The organism is Nocardia terpenica (assembly GCF_013186535.1).
GTDB classification, from domain to species: domain Bacteria; phylum Actinomycetota; class Actinomycetes; order Mycobacteriales; family Mycobacteriaceae; genus Nocardia; species Nocardia terpenica.
The window spans coordinates 603,160-622,840 of sequence record NZ_JABMCZ010000003.1 but is presented as its reverse complement, the minus strand read 5'-3'; the positions used below and the strand labels follow the sequence as shown (position 1 = coordinate 622,840).

Here is a 19,681-nt window from a genome sequence, read left to right as displayed (position 1 = left end):
GCGGCACCCGGTCGATCGTCATGATCGCCGAGGGCACCATGTAGCCGGGCAGGCGCTGCTCGATGTGGTCGGTCAGCGCCGCCACATCGATCGAATGCCCCGGCGCGGCAACGACATACGCCACCATTGAGGTCGCGCCCGCGGAATTGCGGTGGCCCACGGTGACCGCGAAGTCGACCGATTCGTGCGAGGCCAGCGCGGCGTCGATCTCGCCCAGCTCGATGCGGAAACCGCGCACCTTGACCTGGAAGTCGGAGCGGCCGACGTACTCGACCTCACCGTGCTGGGTCCAGCGCACCACGTCGCCGGTGCGGTACATGCGGTCGGTGCCGCTGGCCGCGTCCCCGTACGGGTTGGCGACGAACCGCTCCGCCGACAGGCCCGGCCGCGCGTGATACCCGCGCGCCAGCTGGATTCCGGACAGGTACAGCTCACCCGCGACGCCCACCGGCACCGGCCGCAGCCGCGAGTCGAGGATCAGCGACTGCATGCCGCGAATCGGGCCACCGATGGTGACCGGATCGCCCGGCGTCAGCGGATCGCTGATATTGGTCATGATGGTGGTCTCGGTCGGACCGTAGCCGTTGTGGAAGCGGCGGCCCGAATCGTCGGCCGCGCCACCCCATTTCGCCACCAGGTCCGCCGGAACGGCCTCGCCGCCCGCGACGATCACCTTCATCTCCGCCAGCGCGGCCGGATCCAGCGAGGCCAGCACCGACGGCGTGATGAATGCGTGCGTGGCGCGCTCGCGACGGATCAGCTCCGCCAGTTCCTCACCGCCGTACACGCCGGGCGGGCACACCACCAGGGTGCCGCCCCGGCCGATGGCGAGCAGGAACTCCAGCATCGAGGCATCGAAGCTCGGCGACGCGAAATGCAGTGCGCGCGTATCGGAGTCGACGTCGTAGCGAGCATTCTGCTCGTCCCGGAAGTTGGCCAGCCCCGCGTGCGTGACCACGACGCCCTTCGGCACACCGGTCGAGCCCGAGGTGTAGATGACGTACGCCGGATGCTCCGGGCGCAGCGGGCGCACCCGCTCGGCATCCGTGATCGCAGCAGCATCGGCCGCGTCCGCCTCAGCGCCCGCGACATGCGCCGCGCCCTCGCCCTTTCCGGCCCGCGCCGCGCCCCTGGTCTTTCCGGCCCGCGCTGCGCCCCCGTCGTTTCCGGCATACGCCACGCCCTCGTCGTTTCCGGCATGCTTTTGGCCGGAAACCACCTCATCGAGCACCACCCACTCCACTGAGTCGGGCAGCTCCCCCCGGACCGACGAAACCGTCAGGCCCACAGGCGATCCCGAGTCGGTCACCATATGCGCGATGCGGTCGGCCGGGTAGGTCGGGTCGATCGGCACGAATGCCGCACCCGACTTCGACACCGCCCACTCGGCGAGGTAGGACAGATCCGAGCGCGGCACCGCGACGGCGACCAGATCCTCGGGCCCGATGCCGCGCCCGATCAGCATGCGCGCCAACCGGTTCGAGCGGGCATCGAGCTCGCCGTAGGACAGACTCGTCCCCTCGAACACCACGGCGGGCGCCTGCGGATCGTGAGAAACCGCCTCCGCCAGCAACTCCGGCAGGGTGCGCGCGGTGGCCGCGGGCAGTCCGGTGCGGGCGATCAGATCGGCGCGCTCGGCGGCGTCGAGAATGTCGATGGCGCCCACGGCGATTCCGGCGTCGGCCGCGATCGCCTCCAGCACCCGCACCCAGCGCTGCACGATCTCGGCGGCGGTGGACTCCTCGAACAGATCGGTGGCGTAGGTCAGCGCCAGCGCCATGCCGTTGCCGTCGGCCGCCGCGTGCATCTCCGACAGCGTGAACTGCAGGTCGAAGCGGGCGATGTTCTCTTCCAGATCCAGCGCCGACACCGTCAGCCCCGGCAGTTCCAGGGTCGCGCGGTCCAGGTTCTGGAAGGCCAGCATCACCTGGAACAGCGGGTTGCGGGCCTGCGAGCGCTCCGGGGCCAGCAGCTCGACCAGCCGCTCGAACGGCACATCGGCATTGCCGAACGCCTCCAGGTCCACGTCCCGGATGCGGGCGAGCAGCCCGCCGAACGACTCGGCCGGATCCAGCCCGGTGCGCAGCACCAGGGTGTTGACGAACATGCCGACCAGATCGTCGAGCGCGGCCTCGCCGCGGCCCGCGATCGGGGTGCCGATCGCGATATCGTCGCCGCCGGACAGCCGCGCCAGCAGCACCGCCAGCGCGCCGTGCATCACCATGAACAGCGACGAACCATGGTCGCGGGCAACACCTTCCAGCGCACCGACGAGCTCCGGCGCGAGCGTGCGGTGCAGGGTCGCGCCGCGGTGCGAGGCGACCGCCGGGCGGGGCCGGTCGGTGGGCAGCGCCAGTTCGTCGGGAACCCCGTCGAGGGCGCGCTGCCAGTAGCCGACCTGGCGGGCCAGCAGCGAGTCCGCGTCGTCCTCGGAGCCGAGCACCTCCCGCTGCCACACCGCGAAATCGGCGTACTGCACGGTCAGCGGCGCCCAGCCGGGCATGGTGCCCTGGGCGCGGGTGGTGTAGGCGGTCATCACGTCGCGCGTCAGCGGGCTCATCGAGAAGCCGTCGGCGGCGATGTGGTGCACGACCACCACCAGCACGTGCTCGGCCGCGGCCGGACTGCTCACGCCCATGTCGACCCGGAACAGCCGGGCGCGCAGCGGAACCTGTTCGGCCACATCGAATCCGGTGGAGATGAAGTCGGTGACGGCCGTGGTCAGCTCGGCGTCGGACACCGGGTAGGCGCGCAGGTCGAGCGCGATCTGCTCGGCGGGGACCACCACCTGCATCGGGGTGCCACCGTGCTCCGGGTAGCGGGTGCGCAGCGACTCGTGCCGGCGCACCACGTCGAAGACGGCGAGTTCCAGTGCGGCGGTGTCGAGTTCGCCGGACAGCCGGATGGCCAACGGCAGATTGTAGGCGGCCGAGGTCCGGTCGTACTGGTTGAGGAACCACATGCGCTGCTGCGCGAACGACAGCGGCACCAGGTCCGCCGCCGACCGGGCGCGCGCCACCAGGCGCGGGCGCGCCTCGCCCCCGGTGTGCGATTCCAGCCGCGCCGCAAGGGTTTCCACGGTGGGCGCCTCGAACAGCGCGCGCACCGGCACGGTCGCACCGAGCGCGGCGCCGATGCGCGACACCACGCGGGTGGCGATCAGCGAGTTGCCGCCGAGGGCGAAGAAGTCGTCGTCCAGGCCGACCCGCTCCAGATCGAGCACGTCGGCGAACACGCCCGCCACGGCCTCCTGCACCGGCGTCTCCGGGGCGCGGAAGGCACGGGCCTGCACGGCGGGCGCGGGCAGCGCGCGCCGATCCAGCTTGCCGTTGACGGTCAACGGAATCCGCTCGAGCACCACGATCGCCGACGGCACCATGTACGACGGCAGCCGCTCCGCCGCCCCGTCCCGCACGGCATCCAGATCCACCGCCGAACCGCTCTCCGGCACCACATACGCCACGATCCGCTGGTCCCCCGGCTGATCCTCGCGCACGATGACGGCGGCCTGGGCGACGCCCGGCTGCGCCAGCACCGCGGCCTCGATCTCACCGAGCTCGATGCGGAAACCGCGCACCTTCACCTGATCATCGGCGCGGCCCAGGTATTCCAGCTCGCCGTGCCGGTTCCACCGCGCCACGTCACCGGAGCGATACAGACGCGTGCCAGCGGCCCCCCTGTCCCCTTCGCCGCCAGCGGCCCCTCTGTCCCCTTCGCCGGAGGCGAAGGGGTTGGCGATAAAGCGACCCGCCGTCAGGTCCGGGCGACCCAGATATCCCCGCGCCAATTGCGGCCCGGCGACATACATTTCGCCCGCCACCCCGACCGGCACCGGGTGCAGGCGGTCGTCGAGCACGTACACGCGCAGGCCCGCGATGGCCCGGCCGACCACCGAACCCGTTGCGGCGGCGATGGTTCCGGCGTCGAGCACGCGGTGCGACACGTGCACCGTGGTCTCGGTGATGCCGTACATATTGACCAGCAGCGGCGCCGAATCGCCGTGCCGGGCCACCCAGTCGCTCAGGCGGCGCAGCTCCAGCGCCTCGCCGCCGAACACCACGTAGCGCAGCGCCAGCGGCCGGTCCCCCGGCCCTGCGATCCGATCCGCCTCGGCCAGCTGGTAGAACGCCGACGGCGTCTGGTTGAGCACCGTAACCCGTTCGCGGCGCAGCAGATCCAGGAACTGCTCGGGCGAGCGCGAGGTGTAGTAGTCGACGACCACCAGGGTGCCGCCGAACAGCAGCGGACCCCACAACTCCCACACCGAGAAGTCGAAGGCGAAGGAGTGGAACAGCGTCCACACATCGTCGGGGCCGAAGCCGAATTCACGGTTGGTGTTCGCGAACAGCCGCACCACGTTCCGGTGCGCCACCGCCACGCCCTTCGGGCGGCCGGTGGACCCGGAGGTGTAGATGACGTAGGCGATGTGGTCCGGCGACAGCGGTGCGAGCCGGTCGGCGTCGGTGATGGGCCCCTCGCCCGCGTCCACGAGATCCGGCACGTCCATGCCGAATTCGTCCATCTCCACGACCGGCAGCCCGGCGGGTAGCTCGACCTCGACGCTGCCGTCCACGATCGCGGCGGCGGGCGCGGAGTCCGAGAGCACGTAGGCGATGCGGTCGGCCGGGTAGCCGGGATCGATCGGGACGTAGCCCGCGCCGGACTTGACGACCGCGAGCATCGCGACCACCAGGTCCGCCGAGCGCGGCAGGATCACCGCGACCAGCGTGTCCGGGCCCGCGCCGTCCTCGATCAGCCTGCGCGCCAACTGATTCGCGCGCTGGTCCAGGCTGGCGTAGGTGACCCGGTCCTCGCCGAACTTCACCGCGACCCGGTCGCCGTGCGCGAGCACCGCGGCGTCGAACAGGCTCGACAGCGTGACCGCACGATCGGCGAAAAGGCCGGTGCCGCGGTCGTTTCCGGACGACACCCAGCGCTGCGAGACATCCAGCCGCTCGGATTCGCCGAGCAGATCGATATCGCCGACCACGACGGCCGGATCCTCGGCGATGCTGCGCAGGATGCGCACCAGCCGGTCGGAGAACGCGGCGACGGTCTCGGGATCGAACAGATCGGTGGCGTAGTTCCACGACAGCGCCAGGCCGCCGTCGACGGCCTCGCCGACGGTCAGCTGCACATCGAACTTGGCCGTGCCCGGGTCGAATTCGACGACATCGAGGGCCAGGTCGGGCAGCGTCACGCGGGTGGCGTCGCGCTGTCCGGCGGCCTCGAAGGTCAGCGCCACCTGGAACAGCGGGTGGTGCGCCTGCGAGCGCACCGGGCTGATCACGTCGACCAGCCGCTCGAACGGCACGTCGGCGTGCGCGAACGCGGCCAGGTCGGTGCGCCGCACCTCGGTCAGCAGGTCGGTGAACACCGTGTCCGGGCGCACCGGGGTGCGCAGCACCAGGGTGTTGACGAACATGCCGACCAGATCGTCGAGCGCGCGCTCGCCGCGGCCCGCGATGGGGGTGCCGATGGCGATATCGGTGCCGCCCGACAACCGCGCCGCCCAGGTGGCCAGCGCCGCGTGCACAAGCATGAACAGGGTGACCCCGCGCGAGCGGGCGAGCTCGGTCAGCGCGGTGTGCAGCTCGGCGTCGATCGAGAAGCCATGCGTGCCACCGGCATTGGTCGCGATCTCCGGGCGCGGCCGATCGGCGGGCAGCTCGATCTGGTCGGGCAGATCGCGCAGCTGCTCGGTCCAGTACGCGATCTGCCGGGCGGCGATCGACTCCGGATCGTGCTCGGAGCCCAGCACCTCGCGCTGCCACAGCGCGTAGTCGGCGTACTGCACGGACAGCGGTGTCCACGCGGGGATTTCGCCGCGGCTGCGCTCACCGTAGGCGAGCACCACGTCGCGCAGCAGCGGGCGCAGCGAGAAGCCGTCGCCGCTGATGTGGTGCATGACCAGCACCACCACGTGGTCGTGCGGGCTCAGCTCCAGCACGGTCGCGCGGAACGGGACCTCGGCGGTGACGTCGAAGTGCACGCTCACCAATTCGGTGATGCGCGTGGGCAGTTCGGCCGCGGTGACCGGTTCGGGGGTGAGCGCGAACGGCACCTCGGCGGCGGTCAGTATCCGCTGGTGGCCGACGCCCTCCACCTCGGGGTAGACGGTGCGCAGCGTCTCGTGCCGCGCGATCACGTCGCGGATCGCGGCCTCGAGGGCGGCCCGGTCCAGCTCGCCAGTGAGCCGCAGCGCGACCGGGATGTTGTTGACCGCGGTGCGGTTGTCGAACCGGTTGAGGAACCACATCCGCTGCTGGGCGGGCGACAGCGGCACCAGTTCCGGGCGCGGCCGCGCGGTCAGCGAAACCCGGCCGCCCTGTCCCACATGGGATTCCAGGCGGGCGGCCAGCGCCCCCACCGTCGACGCCTCGAACAGCGCGCGCACCGGGACGTCGGTGTCCAGGGCCGCGCCGAGGCGGGCGGCGACCTGGGTGGCGATCAGCGAGTTGCCGCCGAGGGCGAAGAAGTCGTCGTCCAGGCCGACCCGGGCCACGCCGAGCACCTCGCCGATGGTGTCGGCCACCGCCTGCTCGGCGGAGGTGGTGGGGGCGCGGAACGCCGCGGCGGCGAAGGTCGGCTCGGGCAGTGCCCGGCGGTCCAGCTTGCCGGAGGCGTTGAGCGGGAAGGCGTCCAGCACCATCAGCGCGGTGGGCACCATGTAGGCCGGAAGCTGCTGGGACAGTTCGAATTTCACCGCGTCGATGGCGATCGACGCGCCGGGCTCGGCGACCAGGTAGCCCACCAGCTGGTCGCCGGTGCGCTCGTCGCCGCGGACCACCACGACCGCCTGGGCGACCTCGTCCAGCGCGGTGAGCGCCGCCTCGATCTCACCCAGTTCGATGCGCAGACCGCGCAGTTTCACCTGGAAGTCGGTGCGGCCCAGGTATTCCAGCTCCCCGTCCGGGGTCCAGACCACCAGGTCGCCGGTCCGGTACATGCGCGATCCGGCCCCTGCTTCGTCCTTCGCGTCAGCGCCGGTTCCGTCTACCCCGAAGGGGTTGGCCACGAACCGATCCGCGGACAGGTCGGGTCGCGCCACATACCCGCGGGCCAGCTGGGCGCCCGCCAGATACAGCTCTCCCGCGACACCCACCGGCACCGGCCGCAGCCGCGAATCCAGCACGTACACCCGGGTATTGAAGACGGGCGCGCCGATCGGCACCGACGCCCGATCCTCGGGGGTCACCTCGTGATAGGTGACGTCGACCGCGGCCTCGGTCGGACCGTACAGGTTGTGCAACCGCGCGCCGGTCAGCTCGACCAGGCGCTGCGCCGTCGTCGCGGGCAATGCCTCGCCCGAGGCGAAAACATTGGCCAGGCTGGTGCATTCGGCGGCCTTGGGCTCGGCCACGAACACCGCGAGCATGGACGGCACGAAGTGGGTGACCGTCACGCCCTCGCGGACGATGAGCTCGGCCAGGTAGGCGGGATCGCGATGCCCGTCGGGCTTGGCCACCACCAGCCGCGCGCCGACCTGCAAGGGCCAGAAGAACTCCCACACCGACACGTCGAACGTCGCCGGGGTCTTCTGCAACACCACGTCGTAGGCGGCCAGGCCGTACTGCGCGTGCATCCACACCAGGCGGTTGACGATCGCGGCATGTGTGACCGCCACGCCCTTCGGGCGACCGGTCGAACCCGAGGTGAAGATCACGTACGCGGTATTCGAATCCCGCAGCGGCGCAACCCGATCCGCGTCGGTGAGCGGCGTGCCCGCCAGGCCCGACACGTCCAGCCGGTCGATCCGCACCTGCGGCACGCCCGCGATTGGCGCCGGGTCGGCGTCGGCCGCCGTGTCGGCGTCGGCACCCGGGGCCTCGAAAAGGTCGGTGCCCGAGGTCAGTACGCACACCGGGCGCGCGGTCTCGAGGATGTACTCGATGCGCTCGGCCGGATGATCCGGATCCAGCGGCACGTACGCGCCGCCCGCGGCCGACACCGCGTACATGCCCACCACCAGATCGATGGAGCGCCGCATGCCCAGGGCCACCAGCGATTCCGGCCCCACGCCCTGCCCGACCAGCCACCGCGCCAGCCGCCGCACCCGCGCGGCGAACTCGGCATAGGACAGACTCGTCCCCTCGAACGTGACCGCGGCCGCCTCCGGGCTCCGCGCCACCTGCGCCTCGAACAGCGACACCAGCGTCGCCGCCGCATCCTCGGACACGGACGGCAGCGCCGCATCGATCGGAAACTCGGTGCCGTTCCAGTGCCGCAGCACCAGCATCCGCTCGGTCTCATCAAGCAACGGCAACTCACCGACCACAGTCCCGGGATCGCCCGCAACCGCCCCCAACACCCGCAAGAACCGCTCAGCAAACGCCACCGCGAACTGCGCATCGAAAAGATCCGTAGCAAAGACCAATTCGGCGTCCATGCCCCCGGCAGCGCTCTCCCGCTCCCCAGCAGCGCCCTCGCGCCCGTTGGCCTCGACAGCGCCCTCGTGTCCCCGCGCCCGGGCAGGACTCTCGTGCCCCTGGGCCCCGGGAGCGCTCTCGTTCTCGCGGCCCCCGGCAGCACTCGCGCCTTCCCGGCCTCCGGCGAAGCCGCTCTCGTCTCCCCGGCCCCCGGCGAAGCCGCTCTCGTCTCCCCGGCCCCCGGCGAAGCCGCTCTCGTCTCCCCGGCGAATGCCGGGGCCCTCGCTCAGTACCAGCTGCAGGTCGAATTTGGCTGTCTGCTGGTCGATCTGGAGTTGGGTGACGGTCAGGCCCGGGAGTTCCAGGCTGGTGTGGCCCAGGTTCTGGAAGGAGAGCATGACCTGGAACAGGGGGTGGCGGGACTGGGAGCGGGTCGGGTTGAGGACCTCGACCAGGCGCTCGAAGGGCACGTCGGCGTGGGCGAAGGCGGCCAGGTCGCGCTGGCGCACCTGGGCGAGCAGGTCGGTGAAGGGGGCGTCGCTCGGCACGGTGGCCCGCAGCACCAGCGTGTTGACGAACATGCCGACCAGATCGTCGAGCGCCCGCTCGCCGCGACCGGCGACCGGGATGCCGATCGCGATGTCGTCGGTGCCGCTCAGCCGCGCGAGCAGCGCGGCGAAAGCGCTGTGCACCACCATGAACAGCGTGCTGCCGTGCGCGTGCGCGACCCGGTTCAGGGCCGCGATGGTCTCGCCGGACACCCGGAACCGGTGCGTCCCGGCCCCGTACGAGGCGACGGCCGGGCGCGGGCGGGTCGACAGCCGCAGCTCGTCCGGCAGCCCGGCGAGCGCGTCGTGCCAGTAGTCGAGCTGCTGGGAGATCAGCGAGCGCCGATCCTCCTCGGAGCCCAGCGTCTCCCGCTGCCACAGCGCGTAATCGGCGTACTGCACCGGCAGCGGCGCCCAGCCGGGCTCGGAGCCCGCGGTGCGCGCGATGTAGGCGGTCATCAGGTCGCGCACCAGCGGCGTCATCGAGAAACCGTCGGTGGCGATGTGATGCACGACGACGACCAGCACGTGCTCGTCCGCGCCGACCCGGAACACCCGCAGGCGGGCGGGCGGCTCATGGGTGACGTCGAAGCCGCCGCCCACGAATGCGTAGACGGCCCCGAACAATTCGGCCTCGGTCACGTCGACGACGGCAAGCTCGGGAATGGCCCGGCTCGACGGCAGCACCTTCTGGTAGGCGACGCCCTCGTGCGACGGATACACGGTGCGCAGCGACTCGTGCCGCGCCACCACATCCGCGACCGCGCCGCGCAGCGCGTCCAGATCCAGTGCGCCGGTGAGCCGTACGGCCGCCGGGATGTTGTTCGCCGCCGAATCGGTGTCGAACCGGTTCAGGAACCACATCCGCTGCTGCGCCAGCGACAGCGGCGGGAATTCGGGCCGCGGGCGGACCGTGAGCGCCTGGCGCACACCGGTTCCCGCGTGCGACTCCACCCGCGCGGCCAGCGCCGCCACGGTCGGGGCCTCGAACAGCACGCGCACGCCGACATCGGTGTTCAGCGCGGCGCTCAGCCGCGCGACCGCCTGGGTGGCGACCAGCGAGTTGCCGCCCAGTTCGAAGAAGTCGTCGTCCACGCCGACGCGCTCGACGCCGAGCAGATCGCCGAAGATCTCGGCGACGATCTCCTCGATCGGTGTTGTGGGAGCACGGAATTCGCGCACCTCAAACACCGGCGCGGGCAACGCCTTACGATCCAGCTTGCCGGAGGCATTGAGCGGGAAGGCATCCAGCACCACCAGCGCCGCCGGGATCATGTACGCCGGAAGCGACCGCGACAGCGCCGATTTCACCGCATCGACGGCGACGACGGCATCGGACTCACGCACCACGTAACCCACGATCCGATCGCCCGCGTGCGCATCGGTACGCACCACGACCACCGACTGCGCCACGCCCGGCTGCGCCAGCAACGCCGCCTCGATCTCACCGAGCTCGATCCGCAGACCACGCAACTTCACCTGGAAATCGGTGCGGCCCAGGTAGTTCAGCTCCCCCGCCGCCGTCCAGGTGACCAGGTCACCGGTCCGGTACATGCGCTCACCCGGCTTCGGTCCCCCATTCCCTTCGCCGGAGGCGAACGGGTTGGCCACGAACCGATCCGCCGACAGGTCCGGCCGCCCCAAATATCCCCGCGCCAACTGATCGCCCGCGAGATACAACTCACCCGCGACACCCACCGGAACCGGCCGCAGCCGCGAATCCAGCACATACACCCGGGTATTCCACACCGGCCGCCCGATCGGCACCGACGCCGTATCGGCCGAAGTCACCTCGTGATAGGTGACATCCACCGCCGCCTCGGTCGGACCGTACAAATTGTGCAGCCGCGCCCCGGTCAGCTCCACCAACCGCTGCGCCGTCGGCCCCGGCAACGCCTCACCCGACGCAAACACCTGCCGCAGCCGCACCGCGTCGAGAACCTCGGCCCCCTCCGTTCCCTCGGCGCCGGAGGCGTCGAGGGCGGACACGAAGACCGACAGCATCGACGGCACGAAATGCGCCGTGGTAATGCCCTGCTCGGCGATGATCCGCGCCAGATACACCGGGTCCCGATGCCCGTCCGGCTTGGCGACCACCAACCGCGCGCCGGTCTGCAAGGGCCAGAAGAACTCCCACACCGACACATCGAACGTCGCCGGGGTCTTCTGCAGAACCGCGTCGGTGACGTCGATCGGATACTCGTGCTGCATCCACAACAGCCGGTTGACGATCGCGGCGTGCTCGACGGCGACACCCTTCGGGCGGCCCGTGGACCCGGAAGTGAAGATGACATACGCGGTGTGACCCGGCCGAATCGGCTGCACCCGTTCGACATCGGCGATCGGAGCCGCATCGAAACCGTCCAACGCCAGCGCGTCGACCTCCAGCACAGCCACATTCCGGCCGGTAACGAACCCGTCGCGCCCGGTAGTGAGAATCGCCGCCGGACGAGCGATGTCGAGCACATAGTCGATACGGTCGGCAGGCTGATCCGGATCCAACGGCACATACCCGGCACCCGCCTCGAGCACCGCATACATGGCCACAACCAGATCGATCGAACGCCGAATAGCCAGCGCGACAAGGGATTCCGCGCCAACACCATCGGCCATGAGACGACGGGCCAGACGATGCACCCGCGCCGCGAACTCGGCGTAGGTGAGCTGCTCGTCCTCGAAGACCAACGCGACCGCATCGGGAGTCGCAGCAGCCTGTGCTTCGAAGAGAGAGACGAGGTCCCGGCCAAAAGCATGCCGGGATGACGAAGGGGAAGCATGCCGGGATGACGAGGGGGAAACACCCCGGGATGACGAGGGGGAAGCGGGCCGGGATGACGAGGAGGGCGCGCCAGGAAGTTCGTGCGCGGTCGCGTTCCACTCGCCGAGGATTCGGCTCCGCTCCTCGACCGACATCAGGTCGATGTCACCGACCGGGGCGTCCGGGTCGGCGGTGACCGCGGACAGGATCAGGTCCAGTCGGCGGGCGAAGGCGGCGATCGTCGGCTCGTCGAAAAGGTCCAGGGCGTAGGAGAATTCGGCCGACATGCCCGCGGCGTCGCCGTGCGAGTCCTGCGCCTCCTGCAGGGTCAGCTGCAGGTCGAACTTGGCCAGGCGGGTGTCGTAGTCGATGCCGTTGACCCGCAGGCCGGGCAGCTCCAGGCTGGCCTGCCGGGTGTTCTGGAAGGTCAGCATGACCTGGAACAGCGGGTGCCGCGACTGCGAGCGCGCCGGGTTGAGCACCTCGACCAGCCGCTCGAACGGCACGTCGGCGTGCGCGAACGCGTGCAGGTCGGCATCGCGGGCCTGCGCCAGCAGATCGGTGAAGGTCGCCTCGCCCGCCACCGTCGTGCGCAGCACGAGCGTATTGACGAACATGCCGATCAGATCGTCCAGCGCGGCCTCGCCGCGCCCGGCGACCGGGGTGCCGACCGCGATGTCCGCGGTGCCCGACAGCCGCGCCAGCAGCACCGCCAGCGCGCTGTGCATGACCATGAACAGCGACGCATTGTGCTTGCGCCCCAGTTCGATCAGGCGGCGCTGGGTCTCGGCGGAGATCACGAACGGATAGGTGCCGCCGCGGTAGGTGGCCAGCGCGGGCCGCGGCCGATCCGCGGGCAGCACCAATTCGTCGGGCAGATCGGCGAGTCGATCGCCCCAGTACCGAATCTGGCTGGAGATCAACGAGTTCGGGTCGTCCTCCGAGCCGAGCACCTCGCGCTGCCACAGCGAGTAGTCGGCGTACTGCACCGGCAGCCGCGTCCACGCGGGCTGCTCCCAGGAGGTGCGCGCCGCGTAGGCCACCATCACGTCGCGCGCCAGCGGTCCCATCGACCAGCCGTCGGCGGAGATGTGGTGCACCACCATGCCGAGCACATACTCGGATTCGCTGATCTCGAACAGCCGCGCGTGCAGCGGCACCTCGCTGGTGACGTCGAACGCCATGGAGGCCAGCTCGATCAGATGATCGATGAGGTTGTCCTCGGTGACCGGTACCGGCGTCAGGTCCGGAACGATCTGTGCCGCATCGAGAATCACCTGCACCGGCCCGCTGCCGGTCTCCGGGAACACGGTGCGCAGCGACTCGTGCCGGTCGATCACGTCGATGACCGCGACCTGCAGCGCCGCCACGTCCAGCTCGCCGGACAGCCGGATGGCGACCGGAATATTGTTCACCGCCGAGGCGGTATCGAACCGGTTGAGGAACCACATGCGCTGCTGTGCCAGCGACAGCGGCACCTCCTCCGGCCGCTCCCGCGCCACCAGCGCCTTGCGGGCGCCGTCACCGGCGTGCGATTCGACGCGGGCGGCCAGCGCGGCCACCGTGCTGGCCTCGAACAGCATGCGCACCGGCACCCGGGTGTCGAGGGCGATGCCCAGCCGCGAGGCGACCTGGGTGGCGATCAGCGAGTTGCCGCCCAGCTCGAAGAAGTCGTCGTCGACGCCGACGCGGGCGACGCCCAGCACCTCGCCGAAGATCTGGGCGACGATCTCCTCGATAGGCGTTGTGGGAGCACGGAATTCGCGCACCTCGAACACCGGCGCGGGCAGCGCCCGGCGATCCAGCTTGCCGGAGGCGTTGAGCGGGAACGCCTCCAGCACCACGAACGCCGACGGCACCATGTACGCGGGCAGCGAGCGGTGCAGCGCCGCCTTGACGCTGTCCAGGTCGACCGGCCCCGGCGGGGTGACCAGATACGCCACGAGCTGATCGCCCGCGACGGTATCGATCACCAGCACCACGGCCTGATTAACGGCCGGATGCCCGAGCAGCGCGGTCTCGATCTCGCCCAGCTCGATGCGCTGACCACGGAACTTCACCTGGAAGTCGGTGCGACCGATGTATTCGATGACCCCGTCACCGGTCCACCGCACCAGGTCACCGGTGCGATACAGGCGCGAGCCCGGCTCCCCGAAGGGGTTCGCCACGAACCGCTCCGCGCTCAGGTCGGGTCGGCCGAAATAACCCCGCGCGACCTGTGCGCCACCCAGATACAGCTCACCCGGCACCCCCGTGGGCACCGGCCGCAGGCCCTCGTCGAGCACATACGCCTGCGCGTTCCACACCGGCCGCCCGATCGGCACCGAGGTGGGATGCGCGTCGGCGAGATGCCACGCGGTCGCGTGCACGGTGAACTCGGTGGGGCCGTACAGGTTGTGCACCGCGGCGGTGCTGAACTTGCGGAAGGCGCTCACCGTCGCGGGCGGCAGCGCCTCACCGGCGACGAGAACCGCACGCAGAGAGAGGCATTCGGCCGCCGACGCGCTCCCGGCGAACACCGACAGCATGGACGGCACGAACGAGGTCATGGTGACCCGGTGCCGCCCGATGATCTCCGACAGGTACATCGGATCGCGGTGCCCGTCCGGCGCGGCGATCACCATCTTGGCGCCCACGGTCAGGGTGCCGAACAGCTCCCACACCGACACGTCGAAGGTGACCGGCGTCTTCTGCAGCACCACATCGGTGTCGTCCATGCCGTATTCGGCGGTGATCCAGGAGATCTGGTTGAGCACCGAGGCGTGCGACACCGCCACGCCCTTCGGGCGGCCGGTCGAGCCGGAGGTGTAGAGCACGTAGGCGGTATTGGTCGCGGACAGCATGCCGCGCCGCTCCGCCGGATCGATCGGGGCGTCGGAGAATTCGCCCGGGTCGAGGTCGTCGATGTAGACGACCGGGCAGGCGTCGGCGTCGGTCGGTTCCACGTCGTCGGCGCGAGTGGTCAACAGGCACACCGGCTTCGAGCTGCTGAGCACGTAGTCGGTGCGCTCGGCCGGGTGGTCCGGGTCGATCGGCACGTAGCCGCCGCCGGCGGCCATCGTCGCGTAGAGCGCGACCAGCATGTCCACCGAGCGGCGAATACCCACCGCCACCAACGACTCCGGGCCCACGCCGTCGGCGATCAGCTTGCGCGCCAACCGATTCACACGCGCGGAGAACTCGGCGTAGGACAGCTCGGCGAGCGCGCCGAACTCGCCGCCGGACCGCTCGCCCGGATCGAAGATCAGCGCGGTGCCGTGCGGCCGCAGCCGCACCTGCTCGGCGAACAGGTCGAGCACGGTGGTGGCGGCGGGCAGCTCGTGCGCGGTCCGGTTCCACCGCTCCAGCACCACGGAACGCTCGGCGGCGTCGAGGATCTCGATCTCGCGCACCCGGGTCTCGGGGGCCTCGACGGCGGCCGCGAGCACCCGCAGGTACCGGCGGCCGAACTCGGCGACGGTCGCGGCGTCGAACAGATCGGTGGCGTAGGAGACCACGGCCGACACACCGGCCGGTTCCCCGTGCGCGCCGCGCTGTTCGGTCAGCGTCCACTGCAGGTCGAACTTGGCGATGTCGACCTCGAGCTCGTCGGCGGTCACCGACAGGCCCGCCATCTCCATGGTGGCGTGCGAGAGCTCCTGGAACGACAGCATCACCTGGAACAGCGGATGCCGGGCCTGCGAGCGGGTCGGGTTGAGCACCTCGACCAGCCGCTCGAACGGCACGTCGGCATGCGCGAACGCGGCCAGGTCGGTTTCGCGGGTGCGGCCCAGGAAGTCGGTGAACCGCTCCGCGCCGTCCACCTCCGACCGCAGCACCAGCGTATTGACGAACATGCCGATGAGGTCGTCCAGCGCCTGCTCGCCGCGCCCGGCGACGGGGGTGCCGATGGCGATGTCGGTGGTGCCCGACAGCCGCGCCAGCAGCACCGCGAGCGCGCCGTGCAGCACCATGAACAGCGAAACACCCTGGGCCCGAGCCAGATTCGACAACCGCACGTGCAGGTCGGCATCGATGTCGAAGGTGACGCGGCTACCGCGGAAGCTCTGCACCGGCGGCCGCTGCCGGTCGGCGGGCAGATCCAGCTGATCCGGCAGGCCCGCCAATGCGCCACGCCAGTAGGCGATCTCGCGGGCGGCCATGGACTCGGCGTCGTCCTCGGAGCCCAGCACCTGCCGCTGCCACAGGCTGAAGTCGGTGTACTGCACCGGCAGCGGCGTCCACGCCGGGGCCTGGCCCGCCGCGCGCGCCAGGTAGGCGGCGGTCACGTCGCGGGCCAGCGGGCCGAACGAGAAGCCGTCCGCCGCAATGTGATGCACGACGATGGCGACCGCGTAGTCGGCGGTCGCCGCGTCCTCGCCGACCCGGTAGATGCGCACCCGGATCGGCAGCTCGCGCGAGACGTCGAAGCCGGTGGAGGCGAATTCGGCCAGCACCGTGGGCAATTCGGCCTCGGTGATGGGCAGCACCCGGATGCCGGGATCGACCTCGTCGATCGGCACCACCTGCTGGTAGCCGCCGTCGCCGGACCCGGGGAAGATCGTGCGCAGCGACTCCTGCCGCTCCAGCACGTCCCGCAGCGCCGTGATCAGCGCGTCGATGTCGACCTCGCCGCGCAGCCGCACCACGAACGGCAGGTTGTAGGTGGGCACGGTGGGATCGAACTGGTTGATGAACCACATCCGCTGCTGCGCCAGCGACAGCGGCACCCGCTCGGGACGCTGCTGCGCCACCAGCGGCGGGCGGGTGTGCTCGGCGGGCCCGGCGGCCTCGGCGCGGGCCGCGAGACCGGCCACGGTCGGGGTCTCGAACAGCGCGCGCACGCCCAGCCGGATGCCGAACGCCGCGGAGATCCGGGACACGACCTGGGTGGCGACCAGCGAGTTGCCGCCCAGATCGAAGAAGTTGTCGTCGATGCCGACCCGTTCCTGGCTCAGCACGTCGGCGAAGACACCGGCGACGATCTCCTCGGCCTGGGTGCGCGGCGCGCGGTACCCGGCGACGTCGGCGCCGAAGACCGGCTCCGGCAGGGCCTTGCGGTCCAGCTTGCCGGAGGTGTTGAGCGGGAACGCGTCCAGCACCATGATGGCCGCCGGGACCATGTAGGACGGCAGCTTCTCGGCGACGAAGCGGGTCAGGTCGGCGGGGTCGGCCGAAAGGCCCGGCGCGGGAACCACATACGCGACCAGCTGCTGCCCGGTCGCGGTGTCGGTCACCAGCACGGCGGCCTGGCTCACCGCGGGATGCGCCAGCAGATCGGTCTCGATCTCGCCGAGCTCGATGCGCTGACCGCGGAACTTCACCTGAAAGTCGGTGCGGCCGATGTATTCCAGCGCCCCGTCCGCATTCCAGCGCACCAGGTCACCGGTGCGGTACATGCGAGAGCCCGCGGCTGCCCCGTCGTCCCCTTCGCCAGATCCTTCGTCGTCCCCTTCGCCGAAGGTGAAGGGGTTTGCGACGAAGCGGTCCGACGTCAGGTCGGGGCGGCCCCGGTACCCGCGCGCCAGCTGCCGACCGGCCAGATAGAGCTCACCCGGAGCCCCGATCGCGACCGGGCGCAGCCGCGAATCCAGCACGTACACTTCGACATTCCACTCGGGCACACCGATCGGCACGGTGGCCGTATCGGCCTCGGTCGCCTCCCACGAGGTGACCGAGACGGCGGCCTCGGTGGGCCCGTACAGGTTGTGCAGACCGGCCGGGGTGAGCGCCCGGAATCCGGCGGCGGTCTCCGGCGGCAGCGCCTCGCCGATCACGAAAACCGCACGCAGCGTGGCACATTGGGCCGCGGTGGCGCTGTGCACGAACACCGTCAGCATGGACGGCACGAAGTCGGTGACGGTGACGCCGTGCCGGGCGATGGTCTCCGCCACGTAGATCGGGTCGCGATGCCCGTCCGGGGTGGCGACGACCAGCTTCGCGCCCACCATGAGCGGCAGGAAGTACCCCCACAGCGACACGTCGAAGGTGGTCGCGGTCTTCTGCAGGTAGACGTCGGCGGCGGTGAGCCGGTACTCCTCCAGCATCCACAGCTGCTGGTTGACGATCGCGTGGTGGGTGACCGCGACGCCCTTGGGGCGGCCGGTCGAACCCGAGGTGTAGATGACGTAGGCGGTGTTCGACGGCCGCAGCGGCGCACGGCGATCCGCGTCGGTGATCGGCGCGTCGGAGTGCGCGCAGACGTCGAGGGTGTCGATCTCCCACCGCCGCACCGAATCCGGCAGCTCGAGGTCGTCGCCGGAGACGGTCAGCACGCAGACCGGCGCCGCGGAGTCGAGGATGTAGGCGGTGCGCTCGGCCGGGTGATCCGGGTCGATGGGCACGTACGCGCCACCGGCCTTCAGCACCGCGTGCATGCCGACGACGAGGTCCAGCGAGCGCCGCATGCCCAGGGCGACAAGCGATTCCGGTCCGACGCCGTCGGCGATCAGGTGCCGGGCCAGCCGGTTGACCCGCGCCCCGAATTCGGCGTAGGTGAGCGTGTGTCCCGCGAAGTCGAGTGCGGGTTCGTCCGGCGTCCGCGCGATCTGCGCGTCCAGCAGTTCGGCCAGCGTGGTGTCGGGGACGTCGTGCTCGGAGTCGTTCCACGCGGCCAGCGTGCGATCCAGCTCGGCCTCGGTGGTGATCGGCAGGCTCCACAGCGCCTGTTCGGCGTCCGCGGCCAGCACCCGGTCGAAGAACTCCAGGAAACGCGAATGATGTTGGCGCGCTTCGTCTTCGGTGTACAGGTTGGGGTTGGTCTCGAAGTCGATGCGGGCGCGGGCGCCGCCCTCGGTCTGGTAGAAGTTGACGCCCAGGTCCTCGATCGAGCCGGTGGACAGCACGTGCAGCCGACCGACATTGTCGCCCAACGCCAGCTGATCGTGGAACAACATGATGTTGACCCACGGACCGAAGAATTCCTTGGTGACCGCGTTACCGCCCGCGGTGTCGCGGCGAATGTCCTCGTGCCGGTAGCGCTGGTGCCGCAGCGCGCCCGACACCTCCACCGTCACCGCCTTCATCAGCTCGGCGAGCGTGGTCTCGTAGCCGACGTGCAGGCGCAGCGGCACGATATTGGACGAGGCGCCGCCGGAGCGGCGCATGACGGCGGTGGTGCGCGCGGTCACCGGCAGGGACAGGATCACGTCCTCGGTGCCGGTCCACTGCGCCAGGTAGGCGGCGAACGCCGCGATCAGCAGCCCGGCGGGCGACGAATCGTGCCGCCGCACAGCCGCTTCCAGCAGCGCGTTGCGCTCGTCGGACAGCGCGGCGGTGACCACGCCGTTCAGCGGGGCGGGCGGGGCGGAGCGGCCGGTGAGGCTGGAGCCCTCCTCCAGACCCGCGACCCGCTGCGCCCAGTACTGCTTGTCGGACCGGAAGCGGGTGCTGTCGCGGTAGGCGAATTCGGCTTCGACGAGGGTGCGCAGGTCGGCCGCCTTGGACGGCGTCGGCTCGGCGCCGGAGGCGTACGCGGTGTAGAGCTCCGCGATCCGGTTCATATTGGTCATCGCGCCGAAGCCGTCGAGCGCGATGTGGTGGGCGCGGGTGTACCAGAACCAGTGATCGTCGGCCAGCTGCAGGGCGGCCATCGTGATCAGGCGGTCGGTCACCAGGTTCAGCGGGCGGCTGTACTCGGCGCGCATCCACTCGTGCGCGGCCGCCTCCGGGTCCTCGGCGTCGCGCAGGTCGATGCGGGAGACCTTGTCGTAGTCGCCGATGCCGTGGTCGACGTACTGCAGCGGCTCACCGTCGCGCTCGACGATGCGCAGGAAGCCGGACCCGAGTTCGTGCGAGGCGTCGATACTGGCGCGCTCGAGCACCTCGACATCCAGCGCGCCGTGCAGGTCGACGTACTGGGCGATGGTGATCGGCACCTGCGGATCCAGGTGCTGGGCATACCAGATACCGAGCTGCGCCGGCGACAGCGGGAAGAGCTGCTCGCTCGAAACCGGCTGCCCTGAAACCGGCACTGGCGCTACCTCGCTGCCAGCTTCGCCGTTTCCGCCGAAATCCAGCCGGTCCAA

At 70.6% G+C, this 19,681-nt stretch carries 1 protein-coding gene (cut by a window edge); it reads right to left on the bottom strand.

Annotation, left to right across the window (positions count from 1 at the left end; all coding sequences use genetic code 11):
* A protein-coding gene (locus HPY32_RS24465) for a non-ribosomal peptide synthase/polyketide synthase (protein WP_171983039.1) crosses the window boundary here: on the bottom strand, positions 1 to 19,681 show its 5' portion. The gene continues 25,676 nt to the left of window position 1, outside the view; only the first 19,681 of its 45,357 coding nucleotides appear in the window; the start codon lies at positions 19,679 to 19,681; its stop codon lies off the left edge, out of view.